Genomic DNA, 17792 nt, shown 5'->3' with positions numbered 1-17792 from the left:
TACAGACGGTTTACAATGAATAATCAATTAGCTGACGTTATTTATTTTAACGGTTATATATATACCGCAGATGATAAAAATCGCGTTGTCGATGCGGTTGCTGTTCGTGATGGTTACATTCTTGCCACAGGCACCTCTGATGAACTTCATCAATATGTTGGCCCTGAAACAGAGAGTATCGATCTCGAAGGCAAAATGATGATGCCTGGCATCATTGATGGTCATATGCACCCTTTTTGGGGCGGTATTCAACTCTTCGGTTGTCATTTAAATTATGAATCGTTAACTATCGACCAAATTTTAGCGCGTGTACAAGATCACCTCGATAAAGACCCTCGTACAGGGGAAAATGATTGGCTCAAAGTCACAGCATGGCTACGTCAAGGTATGATCCCTGCGGGTGTTGATATGTACCGTGAAGATATGGACAAGCTCAATACAAAACGCCCTGTCGTATTATTTTCAAATGACTGCCATACATTGCTCGCAAATAGCCGTGCACTCGAATTATTTGGTATCACCAAAGATACGCCTGAGCCACCCGATGGTAAGATTGGTAAATACGAGAATGGCGAGTTGAACGGTATCCTTGAAGACGCGCCAGCTATGCGTGCTGCCGATAGCATTCCTTCAATTCGTGACGACCAAGCTATTGAAGTTGCTGAATTAGTACAGAAAGTACTTAATCAGCAAGGTGTGACTATGGTGATGGATGCCCGCGTTTCAGAACAACAGCTTGAAGCCTTTTCTCAATTACAGCAACGTGGCGACTTGACGATCCGCTTCCAAGCAGCTCGTGAAATTACCCCAGATGAAACACCTGATGTTGCCTCAGTAGCAGCAGCTGTGGATAAAGCCGTTGCATTTGCCAAAAAATGGCACCAAGCCGATTGGATACCAACCCCAGGTATTGGCTTAAATAATATTAAAATGTTTGTTGATGGTGTCATGCAATTTCCAACGATGACAGCGTCGTTATTGCAGCCATACCGCATCAATCAGGGCACGGATGACGCGCCAAATTGGGTAGAAACCGATAACTACGGTGATTTGTATTTCACGGCTGAGATTCTTGATGAATTAATGGAAAAAATTGCCGCAGCGGGCTATGACCCTCACTTGCATACTGTAGGTGAAGGCGCCGTTTCCATCGTTTTAGATGCGATAGAAAAAATGCGAGCTGCACACCCAGAAAAAGATATTCGCCCAGGACTCGCTCACAATGAATTAGTCCATGCCGATGACTATGCACGTTTTGCGCGTTTGAAAACCATCGCTTGCTTATCTTTCCAGTGGGCCGCTCCAACGCCAGAACTCGCCGCTTTTGAGAAAAAAATGCTCGGTGATGAACGTTTTGAGCAACTTGAACCCATCGCTAAATTTGTTGACGCGGGCGCGGTTGTTGCATTTGGTAGTGACTGGCCAATCGATGATTTCGACGAGTGGTATGACTTAAAAGTGGCAGCAACACGCCGTGGCCGTGATATTAATGGCCAAAAAGCACCGAGGCTGGATAATGACCGAGACTTAACGGTAATTGAAGTTTTGCGCTCTGCTACGATAGACTCCGCTTATGCACAACACCGTGAAGATGTACTTGGCTCATTAGAAGCTGGAAAATTTGCAGATATGATCGTGCTGGATCGTAATGTATTTGAGATCCCAGCTGATGATATTGAGAATGTAAAAGTATTACGCACAATTATTGGCGGAAAAACTGTACATATTGCTTAATAATTTAATTATTCAAATAATTAATTAAATAAACACCCCAAAGATTAAATAATATCTTGGGGTGTTTTTAATTGGGCACTTAATTCCAAACCTTAATACTCACAATTAAATCGGGAAATTACGAGGGAATAAATTCCCTCGTAAAGCAACATTACTCTTCGTAAGAAAACGTTGTTTGAACAACTGTATTTCCATGACTAATGACAATTAGACAAAGTCTGTCTCGCATTAGTACTGAAATACTAAACACGGTAATACACGCTGAAACAAACGCAATCACTGCGAACTTGCTCATTTCCCTTGACCTCTTAATGGTTAAGAGGCACAATCCTAACTGTCGGGTTAGGTTTGGGCCTCGTTGGTTAATAATAACTAACGGGGCTTTTCCATTTCTAATCCAAATATTTTATCCAACTTAATATGCTTGAACCAGAAAGGCTCAAGCACCCGCAAAAATAATAACAAACTTTTATATTTCACTCACGCTTAATTCCATTAAAATAAATAAAAATATAAATCTAATCATCTAATTATTTATTTGAAAATTATTAAATAAAATATCATTAATAGATTTAAATTATTTGTTTCTATATTGTTTTTATATATTAACTTCAGAAAAAGACTAAAAATCCGCAATTTTAAAAATTGCGCTTGCAAAAGAAAAAAGTTACCGTTAGTATCCGCAACGTTTTCTATTCATCTACTAACTGCAAGGAGGTTTACCATGACAACAACTAATCAAACTCTTTGCGGGCACACTCAGAAATAGCCACTCTCGTTAGTTAATCTATTTTCTTAATTTTGCCTGCTAATTCACCTTATTTTTCAATTAAAAATGAGTTAATAGCTTATGGGCAATACCTTACATACTGTGGATCAGCAAGTTAGCTATATCGCCACAGGATCTACATGGATTGAAAGTAAAGCAATCCAACAATTACAAACAACTGCAAGCTTACCTGATATGGTATCTGTTGTCGGCATGCCTGATCTTCATCCAGGTCGAGGATACCCGATTGGCGCGGCATTTTTCTCTACCAAGCGCTTTTATCCCGCGTTAGTTGGCAATGACATCGGCTGCGGAATGGCGCTGTTCCAAACTGATCTTAAAAAATCGAAAGTTAACCTCGATAAGCTCGAAAAACAACTTTCTGAGATGCCAGATCATGCGCCTTTATCATGGCTTGAAGAGCATGTTCCAAATAACATGCAATCACATGATTTTATGTCATCATTAAGTTCTATTGGCGGTGGAAATCATTTTGCTGAATTTCAATCTGTTGACGAAATATTAAATACAGAATTATTCAGTATGAGTGGCTTAGATAAACAACAATTACTGTTATTAGTTCACAGTGGCTCTCGTGGTTTAGGCCAATCAATCCTTCGCCAGCATGTAGAAAGTCATAGCCATAATGGGCTTATAGACAGTACTCAAGATGGAAAAGATTATCTGGAAGCACATCAGAATGCCTTGAATTTTGCCCAGCTAAATCGTCAGATGATCGGTTTACGTATGCTGCAGCAAGTTAAATCAAAGGGTAAACGCATACTCGACCTCAATCATAACTTAGTTGAAGCCTGCAAAATTAATGGTATTGATGGATGGATACACCGAAAAGGCGCCACACCATCAGATCGCGGGCTTGTCGTTATCCCTGGCTCTCGAGGTGATTACAGTTATCTGGTTTCCCCACAACCGAATGAAGTTTGTCTGAATTCTCTTGCTCACGGCGCTGGGCGTAAATGGATGCGAACTGAGTGTAAAGGACGTTTATCTCATAAATATACACCGATTCAATTATCAAGAACGGCACTAGGTAGTCGTGTTATCTGTGCAAACAAACAATTGATTTACGAAGAAGCCCCACAATCTTATAAATCTATTGATACTGTCATTGAAAGTATGGTGAATATTGGTGTCATTCAAGTGGTTGCACGCCTTAGACCCATCATCACATACAAAACCAGTGGAGAATGTTAATGATCTTATTACAATTCTCCTCAGCTCAAGGGCCGGAAGAGTGCTGTATTGCTGTCGAAAAGGCTCTTGCCTGCTTTCTGCAAGAGGCTAAAAAATATCATGTCACTTATGATGTCTTAGAGTCTTTTCCATCTAAAAAAGGGCTGAGGTCTGCCCTAGTTTGCTTAGAGGGTGCAGGTGCTGAACCTTTAGCAAGCAATTGGTGTGGTACGATCCAGTGGCAATGCCAAAGCCCTATTCGGCCACGGCATAAACGAAAAAACTGGTTCTTAAGCGTAACTCAATTTTCCCCTGTTCAACCTATCGAAGAAAGTGAAATTGAATTTGAGTTTACCAAAGCGCAAGGGGCTGGGGGGCAGCATGTTAATAAAACGTCCTCTGCGGTTAGAGCGAAGCATGTAGCCACGGGGATCACTGTCAAAGTGCAATCTGAGCGTAGCCAACACGCTAACAAAAAGCTCGCAAAACAATTAATACAATGGAAACTGAATGAGCACCAGTCACAACAAATTAATGATCTGGATAAACAACGCCATCATTCTCATTATCAAATAGAAAGAGGAAACGCAGTAATTACTTTTTTAGGAAATGAATTCAAGCGATTGATGTAAAATTAGTGCCACCTCTTATTAGGGTGGCACATAATTTAATGCAATATTAGAGAATATTTAATTATTCGAATTCTAAAATAAACCTATTTAACATCATAAAAAATCGAACTATTCAATTTAGATGAATAACCTCCTACTTCAATCACTGATAAATAGTCTTTTTGCGCTGGGAAATGATTTACATTTTGAATTAATGATGACATATCATTATTAGAATTAACTATCACAGTATCGCCTATATTTTTCTCACTTAATTCCTTCAATGCTTTTTCTAATTGGCGCTCATACTCTATAACGCTAACACCTTGTTGGGATTGTTTAGAACCATAACCAAATTTATCAGTATCGTTCATTTATAAACTCCTTTTATATAATTGATTAATAGAATAGAAAATACAGTGAATAATTGAATATTAAAACACTAAGACTCGAATAACTTTAATATCAAGAAAAACAAAAAATCAAATTAATATATTGAAACCGCTGTTATAAAATTTGTTGTATGTATAAATAATGAGAATACTTCTATCAGCCACCTCAGTCAGAGGTGGTAATAGCCTGAACGGATTAGAGTATTTTTTCTGTTAAAAACCAACCAGCAATACTTTCTCGTTTTTGTTGAGTCGGTAACACTTCATGTGGAAATTCTTCAGACATGAAAAAAATCATTCGGCCAGCCCGAGGTTCTAATTCAAACAGTTGATTGTTTTCTTTGTCGTAGACAACAAGTTCACCGCCATCTCCTGTTTGCCATGTTTCATTCATATATAAAACAGTAGTCACCTTACGACGCCCTTGTCCTCTTGGGTTATCAAGATGCTTTTTATAAAATCCACCATTAGGATAACGGCAGAAATGCGTTTCAAAATCACGTAGCCCTAGATAAAGCTGGCAGTTCAACTCTTGCCTTATCTGTTCCATTTTATCGAGATAATGGGTGATAGGCGCCCCCATTTCAGGCTCTAACCAAATAGTTTGATCAGCGCGAACAGCTTTATTACCTTGTAATGAATCTCTATGCCCAATACGTACATCTTGCAATGTGTTTGGTATGCATTGTTTTATCGTTTTAATATCTGACAAGGTCAGAAAATCGTTCCACACATACCAACCTTGTGAGGAAAGTGAATCAATGAGTTTATTGATAGACATGATGAATATAAGAATGGTTATTAGGTAAGATTTTATACTTTATTGTCGGAAAAAATTAAAATAAAAAACGTGAATCTTGATGATTCAACAACTATATCGATAATTAATCCTAAAAGTAGGCGTTCTAAATGCAGGCTTTCGAGTGAAATCTACTATATTGATACTAAATGAATTTCCCCCTCGATAGGATATTAATTAAGGGGCCTCGCGGTAACCAGTGAGCCCCCCAACCAATTAGCAAGATGATATCTTTAGTGTGTTATTCCACACATTGCCGTTCTTCCGACACAACCTTTAATTTGAATGATGGGTTTTTGATCCAATATTAGTGAATCAATACTTGATGAAGCATTACTCTCATAAGCTGGTTTGAATCCTACAATTTGCTCAGCGAGTGTATCTGGCTGTTGGAGTTGAGTAGGCGATGATGTAGGTATATTGATATCTTTAAAGAAATGTAATTCAATATTTAAACGCTCTCGATTCATTTCTTTCATTAACATTTCAACTTCATAAATCTCTTTAGCTAACTCATTACTTTTCCTATTGAAACTAGAAATAGGTGTGAAAATCATGCCCCGTAATCCGCCATGATTAATAAAATCTATTTTCTTGAAATTATTTTCTGGCTGATTCCAAATCTCATTATTTTGCAAATCTTGATTGACTTCCTTGATATATATATCAATTTCATATTGACTATAATGCCAATTTTCTTCTTTCAAATCGGTAAGCATGGATTCTTGCTTTAATAACATATCAGAAATTTGTTTTACTTTATTATACTGCTCAGATAAATTTTCCATTATTTTAACTTCAACCGTATTCATGGTATTTTTAATTTTATCCGAATCACGCCTTTTAGATACTAACAAACCCTCACGAACAGAATCCATTCTCTCTATTGATTCATCAGCACTATTATTTACACTAATTAATAACTTATTAACTCTTTCTATTTTCAACCTAAGTAAATCTAGATTTTTATTTATATTTTCAAAAATTTCATTTTCCATATGAATAATCTCCATTAATTAATTTAATCAAAAATGAGAATAAAGATTATCGCAAGTTAAAATAAAAAACAAACAGTTTAAATATATCATTAATTTATAAAATAAAGGATACATTATTCAGTGTTATATAATTTCTATTATATTTATTTGTAGATTAGTACCGCAATTCTTCGCGGTACTATATTGAATTGAGATCTACAGCATTTCTAGCCGTGCATAAGAAGCCACCAGCCATTTAATCCCTTGCCCTTGAAAAGCGATTTGTAGACGACAGTGCTCGCCACTACCTTCTAAATTAATAATCGTGCCTTCACCAAATTTTGGGTGCATCACTCGTTGCCCTAATGAATAACCCGAATCATTTTGGCTAATCGGGGTTCCAAGGCGTTGATGGCTAACTGGTCTTGAAACCTGCGCTCGCAAACGAACTTCCTCAACACACTCGGTTGGTAGCTCACCGATAAAACGTGAAGGACGGTGATAAACTTCTTTACCATATAACCGACGGCTTTCTGCGTAGGTGATCGTGAGTTTTTCCATTGCTCGGGTAATACCGACATAGGCAAGGCGACGCTCTTCTTCAAGGCGACCGCTTTCATCCATCGACATCTGGCTTGGGAACATACCTTCTTCCATTCCCACAATGAATACAACTGGAAACTCTAGACCTTTAGCTGAATGCAAAGTCATCAATTGAACCGCATCTTGACTGACATCCGCTTGCCCGTCCCCCGCTTCCAATGCCGCATGAGAAAGAAAAGCCTGCAGTGGCATTAAGTCTTGGTCTTCATCTTGATAACTAAAGTCACGAGTCGCGTTGACTAGCTCTTCCAAGTTTTCAATACGTGCCTGTGCTTTTTCACCTTTTTCTTGCTCATACATCGCTCGTAAGCCTGAGTCATTAATCACTCTATCAGCTTGAACGTGTAATGGCATGTCTTGGGTTTCTTTAGCTAATGCATCGACTAATTCTAAGAAACGCTCAATTGCAGCGGCTGCCCGCCCTCCCAAAACCTGCTCGCGAAGTAAGTACTCACAACTTTCCCATAATGTCAGTTGTTGATCCCGTGCAGTTTGGCGAACAGTATCTAGTGTTCTATCTCCGATCCCGCGTGTTGGTGTATTGACCACCCGTTCAAAGGAGGCATCATCATTGCGGTTTGCGATCAGCCTTAAATAAGAAAGCGCATCTTTGATTTCTTGGCGTTCAAAGAAACGTTGCCCACCATAGATACGATATGGCATAGCACTTTGGATGAGCGCTTCTTCCAATACACGAGACTGGGCATTACTACGGTACAGCATCGCGCAATCTTGTAAAGCTCCCCCATTTTCATGCCATTGCTTAATACGCCCAACCACATAGCGGGCTTCATCTAACTCATTAAAAGCACAATAGAGGGAAATTGGCTCGCCATCTCCACCTTCCGTCCATAAATTTTTTCCTAAGCGGTCACTATTATTCGCGATCAATGTATTCGCTGCTTTTAATATATTATTCGTTGAGCGATAGTTTTGCTCAAGACGGATAGTTTCTGCACCAGGAAAATCATTAAGAAAGCGCTGGATATTTTCGACTTGAGCGCCACGCCAACCATAGATTGACTGGTCATCATCACCAACAATCATGACTTTGCCTGTATCCCCCGCGAGTACACGGATCCATGCATATTGAATATTATTGGTATCTTGGAATTCATCGACAAGAATATTGGTAAAACGCTCACGATAATGCTGCAATACATGAGGCTTGTTTAACCACAGTTCATGGGCACGTAATAATAGCTCAGCAAAATCCACGAGCCCGGCTCTATCACAGGCTTCTTGGTAAGCTTGGTATACTTTTAGCCATGTGGCTTCGACTGGGTTTCCGTAAGCTTCAATGTGCTGAGGACGCAGACCCTCATCTTTTTTACCATTGATGTACCACATCCCCTGACGTGGTGGCCATTGTTTTTCATCTAAATTCATCGCTTTAAGTAAACGACGAATTAAACGGTATTGGTCATCGCTATCGAGAATTTGGAAATCTTGGGGTAAATTGGCATCCATATAGTGTTGGCGCAATAAACGATGCGCTAAGCCGTGGAATGTTCCTATCCACATTCCGCCTTCACTGGTTCCAATCAATTGATTGATTCTGTGCCGCATCTCTGCCGCTGCTTTGTTCGTGAACGTCACTGCCATAATTGAAAATGGAGAAGCATTTTCCACAGACATTAGCCATGCGATTCGATGCACTAGCACCCGAGTTTTACCACTACCCGCCCCCGCAAGGACAAGTAAATTGGTACGCGGTGCGGCAACCGCTTCGCGCTGTTTGTCATTAAGACCTTCAAGCAGATAAGAGACGTCCATAGTTACCATCAAAGCAAAACAGTGGCTAACACCACTGTGAGGTTATTGACAATGGCGATTGCCACTGTTTTTTTATACAGTAAATGATTATACCAATGATAAGAGAGAATCCAACCGCGAAATTTCCACATGCGGTAATAAACGCACCTCTTTCTCTTCCATCAGTGTTTTTTGATTTGTGTTGATCCAGCAGGCTTGCATGCCGCTGTTAATTGCACCTTCAACATCCGTCAGCAAGTTATCCCCAACATGAAGAATAAACTGTGGCTCCATCTCAAGCCGCTTCGCAGCTAAACGGTACATATCACAAAATGGCTTTGAGCGGCCGTCGGGCCCTGCTTTCAATACAAATTGAAAATATTGGCCTAACCCACATGCTTCAGGTTCTGCATTTCCATTAGTAATCGCCACCAGCGGAACTTTCTCTGCGAGCTGACGCAGTGTTTCATGGGTGGATTGCGGGATATCGATTCTATTTCGCCAATATGTGAAGTGCGCCATGATATCATCCGCCCCTTTTTGTGCGGCGTCTTTCGAGTAACCATAATGGCAAAGCATCATTTTGGAAGAAAGCCAACGCCAGCGTGATATATCATGATAAATATCAGGCTCTTGTTCTTCAACAAGACGCCGAAAAGCATAAAGATCTTCATTATTAAAATGATTAAAGCGCGGATCATATTCACGAACAAAACGTAAAACTTCTTCTTCCGTTTTATCAATAACGGGATGGTTATCGTAAAGCGTGTCATCCAAATCAAACGTGATCGCCAAAATGGGTGATAACGGACGGTAAAAATGCATTAAGGTTTCTCCCTCTTTGCTCTCGGATGAGCCACATCATAAACGTTTGCTAAGTGCTGAAAATCAAGGTGCGTATAGATTTGTGTCGTCGATAAATTTGCATGCCCAAGAAGTTCTTGCACTCCACGTAAATTCCCACTTGATTCAAGGATATGTGTCGCAAAAGAGTGGCGTAATTTATGGGGATTAATGTGGCTATTAACCCCTTGTTTTATTCCCCATTGCTCAAAACGTTTCTGTACGTTCCTATTCGAAATACGTTTGCCACTTTGGGTTGAGATAAAAACAGCGTCATCTTCTGGGTCATAGAGTTCTCGCATCTCAAGCCAACGCTGCAGCCAGCTCACCGCTGTTTTACCCATTGGCACTCTGCGCTCTTTGCTCCCTTTTCCCATCACCCACACTTCACCCGTATTTAAATCAAGATGACGAACGTCCAGCCCAACAAGCTCAGATAACCGTAACCCCGCACCGTACATCACTTCAAGCATTGTTCGGTCACGTACAACAAGGGGGTCGCCACTATCCATATTCAACAGTTGGGAAACTTCATCCACATCCATATTTTTAGGGAGACGCTTTTTAGATTTAGGGGCATGGATTGCTTTTGCCGGGTTTGCTGGTAGTTCCCCTTGATGAACCATCCAATCAAAAAAACTACGTAGCGATGATAACCGCAACGCCATACTTGCCGCTTGCAAGCCCGATTTACGACTTTTAGCGGCAACATTGCGCACAATAGTCGCATCCACTTTTTGCCATTCGTGGATATTTAAGGAGGCTAACATTTCCACGATAACGCTGAGTTGGCGGCGATAATTAGTGATAGTGACAGGGCTTAGCCGGCGTTCAACTCGCAAATAATGCAGAAAAGCTTCAATTTGGCTCATCAGCCCTTCTGGCTGATTTTTTACAGGCGTTCTATCCATTGGCATAATAACCTCGGTAGAATTTGAGCGACTTTTTCCAACATGACTGTTCCCATATCATGTTGATAGTGTTCACGATCCCGGCTAGTAAAAATGACCATACCTGATTCACCGTGATGACCAAACAGTGAAATAGCGACTGAGCCGACATTTAATGCATCAGGTAAAAGTAGTTGGATTTCAGGGCCATTTAGCCGACCGAGGTAGTTACGGTTATTGCCAAACCGTTGAATTCTTACGGGTTCAAAGACACGACGCGAAATAACTAATTGATGTGCATCCATAGGTGCGGACAAATGCCAGCTATCACTAAACAAGCGTACCTGAGCACCAGATAAACCCAGCCTTTTTGCCCAACGATTTAGTGCTAACAGCATTTGCTGTAAACTTTCTGCTGATGACATTTCAATCACCAACACTAACAACTCTTCAAAAAGCTCCACATTTTCATGGGCTTGTTCAACCATAAAACGAATATCTTGTTCGAGCTCTTTGATTTTCAACCGTTGACGGCTCATCACTAACTCAGGCAATGAAATCGCTTCCCGCACGACATGTGGGACTTTTAGTTGCTCCAACAGTTGTGCATTACGAAGAAAAAAATAGGGGTTTTCCGTTAAGTAGCGCACGACATCAAGCTCATCAATCTGATGAACCAACTCCTGTGCTTTTTTGGTTTTATCCATTTTTCCCTCTTCAGCTATTCAAAATTAGAGTTGAATGACTCCGTCATAAACATGCGTTGCAGGGCCTGTCATATAAAGTGGCGACCCTGGGCCTTCCCACGCGATATCTAATGAGCCCCCCGGCAAATCGACTTTGACCCGCTTCGCCAGTAGCCCTTGAGTAATTCCAACTGCGACAGCCGCGCATGCTCCGCTACCACAAGCTTGAGTTTCCCCAGCCCCGCGTTCATAAACACGCAAGCGAATGTGGTCAGCGCTGATAATTTCCATAAAACCAATATTGGCACGTTCTGGAAAACGCTCATGATTTTCTAAAGCGGGACCTAAAACTTCGACTTCTGCCGTATGAATACTTTCAACTTGAATCACACAATGCGGGTTACCCATTGAGACAACCCCACACAACACTGTACGTTCTTGTGCTCGAATAATATAGGTCTTTTCTTCTTTGACGGCGCGAAATGGTACTCTCTGCGGTTCAAAATCAGGTTCGCCCATATTAACGCTGACATCATCATTCTCATTTATGGTTAATGTCATACGGCCGGACTGAGTACTGACTTTAATTTTTTGCTTATTCGTTAAGCCTTTGAGCCTAACAAAACGAGCAAAACAACGGGCTCCATTGCCACATTGTGCAACTTCACTGCCATCCGCATTAAAAATACGATAATGAAAATCAAGGTCAGGGTCATAAGGAGCTTCAACTAATAGTAGTTGATCGAACCCAACGCCTGTGTGCCTATCTGCTAACCGACAAATCAATTCAGGCGAAAAATACACATTTTGTGTAACACCATCGACAACCATGAAGTCATTGCCTAAGCCATGCATTTTAGAAAATTGCATTTCACGCTCCATTGAGGCGACTTACTGATTATTTGTGGTTTGAGCCGGCTCTTTGGCAGTACTGTCTTGTGCGGTAGGTTGCACATCAGATGCCTTAGCCGGAGCTGCAGTTTCTTCCGGCGGAAAATACAACGGGCCTTTTAAGCCACAGCCAGAAAGGGTAAATAAAACAACTAGTGCACTAAGCCCAATTAAACTTTTTTTCATTCTTTTTCGCCCGTAATACTTACTTTTGACATCTGATATTTTACACAATAACAGGAGTGGCCTCGCAAATCACGCCTGTTTATCCAGCATGCTGATATTATATACTTTAGGCTAAATTTAGTCTGAAATTTTTAGTGGGTATGCTTAGATTGACCCCAATGTAGGTTCCCTCCTATAATTTCAATTAACAATAATAATTTCAATTAAACCATTGTGAGCAAACAGGAAATTAATCGTGAATGACAGCGAATTTCATCAGCTAGCCGAAACGCTACTAAGCAGCATCGAAGAGCATTTAGATAACTATGAGGGTGATGCCGATATTGATTGTGAAATCAATGGTGGTGTGATGACCCTTAGCTTTGAAGATGGCAGTAAAATTATTATCAACAAACAAGAGGCATTCCACCAAATATGGTTAGCAACTAAACAGGGTGGGTACCATTATGATTATAAACAAGGTCATTGGGTTTGTGACCGCTCAGGGCATGAATTTAAGACTAAACTAGCCGAGGCAATTGCTTTTCAAAGCCAAGAGCCCTTTTCATTCTAAGCGTTACGAGTTTAGATGGTGGGCAGCGTTATACTGCCTACCATCAATAATAGTGCGCTTGTGGGTGCTGCGGTTGGCTCGAATGCATTTCATACCCCATGTCATCATCTTCTGCCGTAAATGGCCATGTCCCGCCAGAAAATGCAACAACTTGGTTTTTACCATCTTGATTAATGATTTGGTAAAATTGCGGTAAATTGAAGTTGATAAAATTTGCACCATAGGTAAACCGGTCGTGGGAAGAAGAATAGAATTTACTCACATCACGGACAAGATCTTCTTTCGACCCTTCACAGTGGGAATAAATTTCAACCCGATTCGCTTCATCTAAAACATAAATATTAAAACCGGTATTGTCTGCGGTATTTTCAAAGAAAAACTGTACAATCCCTTCACTCGCATAGCCATCAACAACGGCAGGCAAATGGTTGTCACTCTTCGCCTGAAGTTTAACTGGCCAGCCATGCAGCTTGTTATGGGAGATAGCCCCATAGAACTCAACCGCATTCTCAAGTTTTTGTACGGATACATTCAGGCGCTCAAAGAATAAACCCCACGTTTGCCCCGCGATACGTAATGCTTTAAAACGCCCAGGGTCATTTCGGTTGCTCGATAAACGTAATTCAACACACTCAGATATTAGCTGTTGTACACGGGTACGAATCAACCCACGTAAGTGCTCACTATAACAAAACACCTCGACCGCTTCAGGAGGCGATGCATCTTGATGCATTTTCCCTAAAATGGTCTTAAGTGCTTCTAACATGCACTGTTCTCCGCTGAAATGTAGCGTTCTTACCTCATTCCACGAATTGCGATATAACAAATCAATGCTACCGATCAGGCATTGTTGTGATTCGCCAAAACTGAAAATATCCAGTTTTCTAAAATCAACATGAACGACTTGCTCTGAATATACCTGTGTTGGGTCTTTTTCTAAATTAACAATGATTGCAAGATGGCGAATTTCACACGGGCTATAAAGCGCTTTTGGCGTTGGGGCGGGCAACCTAATAGGAAAATGACTTGAAACATCGTGCATTAGCTCAAGCAGTTTTCGTTCATCACACTGGGATTTCCCATTATGCATATAAACTTGGGTTGTCTCAGTCAGCAGACCATTAAAATACGCCCACGCCACTAATTTATTTAAATAGCGGTTATATTCAAGAGGTTGATGCCCAATAATAGCATCAATATTTGGTGCTTGGTTATACAGATACCAACCACTCCGGTTCGCGCGCCCTTCTGGTACATAAATAAAGGTGAGATGCGCTTCGCTTAAATCAGGTGAAATTTGGGGGTTAACTAATGTCACCTTACCAGGAAGGGCCTCAAAAGCCGCATATAATTTACGGGTTAATACCCCAATATCTTGTGGGCTTGCACTAACACTTAAATTATTTCTACGCGCAAAACGAATAAGATTACGATAACTTTGCATCATCGTGTCAAGTAACTCGTTATGCGCCTCACGGACACGCTCAATTTTCCACTGATTACGCGTATCGAGTATCGACAAACGCGCTGATCCCCACCCCCATGATTCAACCAACTGAGACAACACATCACGGCGCCAGCCTGAGCACGTGTTAGCGTCTTCTTCAGACAATTTTTCACACACTTTCAAGTAGAAACAGCGACGGATAAGGTCAAGGCGAGTTAAATCATTAATTTCAGTCAGGTAACGTGTCACTCGCTCTAACATTAAACAGTATGAATCCAAGCCGTAACACACGATTTCGCCAGCATGTAAATGACGCTTAAACTCCATCGCTAATAGTTTGCCATTGGGATAGTCCCATGAATAGGACTCCAGCAAAATACTCTTCAACACGGCTTTATAGGGGGAATCGACACTTTTGTACAACTGCCATAGGCTTGCACCGAAATATTCCGCAGCAGAAAGTTCGCTTAACCCGCCTAAATCAAGCCATTCATTAGGCGTTAGCACGCCTTGTGCATATAACCCCATAACATATTCATCGTAATGCTGCTCTTCTTCAACCGGTACCATGGTCCACAGCAAACGTTTACCCGCCATACGCACAGCAGTTCGATAAAATTCATCTAATAATAGAATGTGTTGCGTTGAACCACAGTTCTCCCCACCTATATGCCCACTGGCATGATGACGAAAACGATTTTCATCGATTAGAAAAACAGTGACATCAATGCCTAAAGACGCTGCCCACTGTTCAATTAAGGTGCACTTCTTTTGCAAAAAACGTTTTTCTTCGTGGTCTAACCAAGAAGGATGACAAACCCAAACGTCGATATCTGAACACTGACTTTGCCCAACAGATGAAGTACTCCCCATCGAGTAAATACCCGTAATCGGTAATTCACCATTCGTTTCGGTTTCAATCGTGGGCAGAAAACGCGCAAAAGGCTCCAACCATTTTTTTTGCTCTGTATCAGGAGAGAAAAAACAGACACCATGAGGCACATTACCCTCAATAAAACCAGGTATCATTGGATGATGATAATGAAACAAAACAGGCAGCAAGCTATAAACCTTCGAGAAGGCTTCACTCATAGAAGCTGTTGCACGTTCCAACCGTAATTGGTTTATCGCATCCAGTCTTTGTTTTAAGGTTTCAATATAGAGATACAAAGGTTACGCCTGATTGAATGAAAGTAATACAAACCGGAGAATTTCCCAGCACCCAACAGATAGAGATAGATTTAAAATAATTTTCAAATGGATTGTCGGAAACGTGATCAATTTAACACCTTGCATCAAAAGGGTAAAGTAGATCACATAATTTTACGCGCTTATTTTTGATACAAAATGCTTTTCAACATATTGTATAAAAAGGCTTTTTATTTTTTAATCTGTAAAATATCCCTTGTTTTTCAATGGAATAATTTCTTTTTACCCAGTTGTTTAGTAAAAAAGCAAAATAGAATGATATTAAGTACAATACGCACAGCGTCTGTGCTTACACGCTTCAACACGAATTAACAGAAAACACAGAATGTTCCACGCAAAAAATAGCACGATAAGCTAAAGAAATCACTTAATAGCAGTTCTAGGTCATCTCATTTTGAATCTCTTTCTTGCATCATGGTAGAAAAAGTGAATCGGTGATAAACGATTCAAAGAGGGTTTTTTCACCTAACTGGAAAAAATATCCTTAACATGTTAAAACTAATGCCAATTGTATGGTTAATCTGCGGCATTCTTCGCCAGAGAAAACAGTAAAAATGACATCAACAAATATCGTGCGTATTGCAACGCGCAAAAGTCCTCTAGCCCTATGGCAAGCACACTTTGTCAAAGACAAATTAGAGCAGCTTCACCCGGGCTTACAGGTTGAATTAGTTCCTATGGTGACAAAAGGCGACATCATCCTTGATACACCTCTCGCGAAAGTTGGCGGAAAAGGGCTGTTCGTCAAAGAGCTAGAACTTGCTTTATTGGAAGGGCGCGCTGACATTGCCGTTCACTCGATGAAAGATGTCCCTGTTGAATTTCCTGAAGGCTTAGGGTTAGTCACGATTTGTGAACGTGAAGATCCTCGAGATGCCTTTGTTTCAAACCACTACGATAGTCTTGATGCATTGCCAGAGGGCAGTATCGTCGGGACATCGAGTTTACGCCGTCAATGCCAATTAAGGGAACTCCGCCCTGATTTAGTCATTCGCGACTTACGCGGCAATGTAGGAACACGCCTATCAAAATTAGATAACGGTGAATATGACGCTATTATTTTGGCCGTTGCAGGGTTAAAACGTTTGGGGTTAGAAACGCGAATTAAAACCGCCCTCGCTCCAGAACAGTGCTTACCTGCGGTAGGCCAAGGAGCGGTCGGTATCGAATGCCGTTTAAATGACAGTAAAACCCGTGAGTTACTTGCGAAGCTAAATAATAACGCAACCTCAACCTGTGTCCTTGCTGAGCGTGCGATGAATATGCGCCTTGAAGGCGGTTGCCAAGTCCCCATTGGCAGTTATGCTATTTGGCAAGATGACAAAATATGGCTGCGTGCCTTGGTGGGAGCCCCAGACGGCAGCGTGATTATTCGTGGGGAACGGCTCGTTTCTCCAAGCGAAGCTAACCAAGCAGGGGTATCATTGGCTGAAGAATTACTTGAGCGTGGTGCAAGGGAAATTTTGGCGGATGTCTATCAAGGAAACCCGCCTGCATGAAAGTGCTTGTCACTCGCCCTGAGCCTGCAGGTTCAGAGCTGATCACGGCAATCACTGCCAAAGGGGGAGAAGCCTTCTCCTCCCCTTTAATTCACATTGGCCCCGGCGCTGAATTAAATACCCTTATTTCTCAACTTGATAGCCTTACTGCGAATGATTTAGTCTTTCTTTTATCTAAAAATGCAGTCGAATACGCAAATTTAACGCTTGAACAAATGGCCCGTAGCTGGTCAGATAAGTTATCTTACTATGCAATTGGTCGTTCTACAGGGCAGTTTTTTCAACGGATAACCGGTAAAAATGTACGTTGGGCAGAGCAAGGGGAAACTAGTGAAGTACTCCTAACCCATTCGGATTTGCAGTTTCTTGAAGGGAAAAAAGCCCTGTTATTGCGTGGAAATGGCGGAAGAGAACTGCTTGCATCGACATTAAGGTCTCGTGGCGCACAAGTCGATTATTGTGAATGTTATGCAAGGCACCCTGTTCATTATGATAAAACCCAGTTCAATGACCAATGGTTTCAAACCGGTATTACCGATGTTGTGATCACTAGTGGTCAAATGTTAGCCTTGTTAGAAGAATTAATCACTGAAGAATACCAAACTTGGTGGTTTTCCCGCCGCCTACTTGTCGTCAGTGAACGGATTGCAGACCAAGCCCGCAAAAGTGGATGGCAAAAGGTCTGTGTAGCTAATAGCGCAGATAATAATGCTTTATTAGAAGCATTAATTTCAATCGATATGGGATGCTAATT

At 41.1% G+C, this 17792-nt stretch carries 16 protein-coding genes; 6 read left to right on the top strand and 10 right to left on the bottom strand.

Going from position 1 to position 17792, the window contains the following annotated elements; genetic code table 11:
- The first annotated feature begins 15 nt into the window (after positions 1-15).
- The 3 genes from G6Q48_RS00280 (at position 16) to prfH (ending at position 4329) form a co-directional block, all read left to right on the top strand.
- Positions 16-1734, top strand: coding sequence for an amidohydrolase (locus G6Q48_RS00280; RefSeq protein ID WP_102139893.1), 1719 nt, complete (start codon positions 16-18; stop codon positions 1732-1734).
- Between the two features lie 850 nt (positions 1735-2584).
- Complete coding sequence (locus tag G6Q48_RS00270) at positions 2585-3718, top strand: RNA ligase RtcB family protein (RefSeq protein ID WP_166263961.1); 1134 nt, start codon at positions 2585-2587, stop codon at positions 3716-3718.
- Positions 3718-4329 carry a peptide chain release factor H gene (gene prfH / locus G6Q48_RS00265; RefSeq protein WP_166263959.1) on the top strand — a complete coding sequence of 204 codons (612 nt, stop codon included), beginning with the start codon at positions 3718-3720 and terminating at the stop codon, positions 4327-4329. Before G6Q48_RS00270 ends, prfH begins: the two co-directional genes overlap by 1 nt.
- Positions 4330-4412: 83 nt before the next feature.
- On the opposite strand, the gene G6Q48_RS00260 is transcribed toward prfH, so the two are convergent.
- The 9 genes from G6Q48_RS00260 to lptM all read right to left on the bottom strand — a co-directional run bounded on the left by G6Q48_RS00260 (position 4413) and on the right by lptM (position 12330).
- Positions 4413-4682, bottom strand: a complete 270-nt coding sequence (locus G6Q48_RS00260) for a hypothetical protein (RefSeq protein ID WP_166263957.1) — start codon at positions 4680-4682, stop codon at positions 4413-4415.
- 214 nt (positions 4683-4896) lie between these two features.
- Entirely contained in the window at positions 4897-5481 is a 585-nt protein-coding gene (locus G6Q48_RS00255; RefSeq protein ID WP_166263955.1) for a 2OG-Fe(II) oxygenase, read from the bottom strand.
- A gap of 251 nt (positions 5482-5732) precedes the next feature.
- Positions 5733-6497: a hypothetical protein gene (locus G6Q48_RS00250; protein ID WP_166263953.1), complete on the bottom strand. Its 765-nt coding sequence runs from the start codon at positions 6495-6497 to the stop codon at positions 5733-5735.
- Positions 6498-6692: 195 nt separating this feature from the next.
- A complete protein-coding gene (gene uvrD / locus G6Q48_RS00245) occupies positions 6693-8855 on the bottom strand; it encodes a DNA helicase II (protein ID WP_166263951.1) in 2163 nt (720 codons plus the stop codon).
- 87 nt (positions 8856-8942) lie between these two features.
- Positions 8943-9659, bottom strand: coding sequence for a 5-amino-6-(5-phospho-D-ribitylamino)uracil phosphatase YigB (gene yigB, locus G6Q48_RS00240; RefSeq protein ID WP_102139886.1), 717 nt, complete (start codon positions 9657-9659; stop codon positions 8943-8945).
- Positions 9659-10588 (bottom strand): tyrosine recombinase XerC, encoded by a 930-nt coding sequence (xerC, locus tag G6Q48_RS00235; RefSeq protein WP_102139885.1) that lies wholly within the window; start codon positions 10586-10588, stop codon positions 9659-9661. The genes yigB and xerC overlap by 1 nt, the downstream gene beginning before the upstream one ends.
- On the bottom strand, positions 10570-11274 hold the full coding sequence (locus G6Q48_RS00230) for a DUF484 family protein (RefSeq protein WP_166263949.1): 705 nt from the start codon (positions 11272-11274) through the stop codon (positions 10570-10572). The genes xerC and G6Q48_RS00230 overlap by 19 nt, the downstream gene beginning before the upstream one ends.
- Positions 11275-11298: 24 nt before the next feature.
- Complete coding sequence (dapF, locus tag G6Q48_RS00225; RefSeq protein WP_102139884.1) at positions 11299-12123, bottom strand: diaminopimelate epimerase; 825 nt, start codon at positions 12121-12123, stop codon at positions 11299-11301.
- A 21-nt stretch (positions 12124-12144) separates the two neighbouring features.
- Entirely contained in the window at positions 12145-12330 is a 186-nt protein-coding gene (gene lptM / locus G6Q48_RS00220) for an LPS translocon maturation chaperone LptM (RefSeq protein ID WP_004906065.1), read from the bottom strand.
- A 235-nt stretch (positions 12331-12565) separates the two neighbouring features.
- Here lptM and cyaY point away from each other — a divergent pair, with 235 nt between their 5' ends.
- Positions 12566-12883, top strand: coding sequence for an iron donor protein CyaY (cyaY, locus tag G6Q48_RS00215; RefSeq protein WP_166263947.1), 318 nt, complete (start codon positions 12566-12568; stop codon positions 12881-12883).
- Between the two features lie 43 nt (positions 12884-12926).
- Here cyaY and G6Q48_RS00210 read toward each other — a convergent pair whose 3' ends face one another.
- The gene (locus G6Q48_RS00210) at positions 12927-15500 is read right to left on the bottom strand and encodes a class I adenylate cyclase (RefSeq protein ID WP_166263945.1); all 2574 of its coding nucleotides are present in this window, start codon (positions 15498-15500) and stop codon (positions 12927-12929) included.
- Positions 15501-16093: 593 nt separating this feature from the next.
- On the opposite strand from G6Q48_RS00210, the gene hemC reads away from it, so the two are divergent.
- Together hemC and G6Q48_RS00200 are read left to right on the top strand one after the other, a co-directional pair.
- Positions 16094-17038 carry a hydroxymethylbilane synthase gene (hemC, locus tag G6Q48_RS00205; protein ID WP_166263943.1) on the top strand — a complete coding sequence of 315 codons (945 nt, stop codon included), beginning with the start codon at positions 16094-16096 and terminating at the stop codon, positions 17036-17038.
- Positions 17035-17790: a uroporphyrinogen-III synthase gene (locus G6Q48_RS00200; protein ID WP_166263941.1), complete on the top strand. Its 756-nt coding sequence runs from the start codon at positions 17035-17037 to the stop codon at positions 17788-17790. Before hemC ends, G6Q48_RS00200 begins: the two co-directional genes overlap by 4 nt.
- The last annotated feature ends 2 nt before the right edge of the window (positions 17791-17792 follow it).

It is taken from the genome of Providencia sp. M-27 (assembly GCF_011077905.1).
Lineage (GTDB): Bacteria > Pseudomonadota > Gammaproteobacteria > Enterobacterales > Enterobacteriaceae > Providencia > Providencia huaxiensis.
Note: the sequence above shows the minus strand (reverse complement) of the source record. Positions and strands in the feature narration are given on the sequence as shown.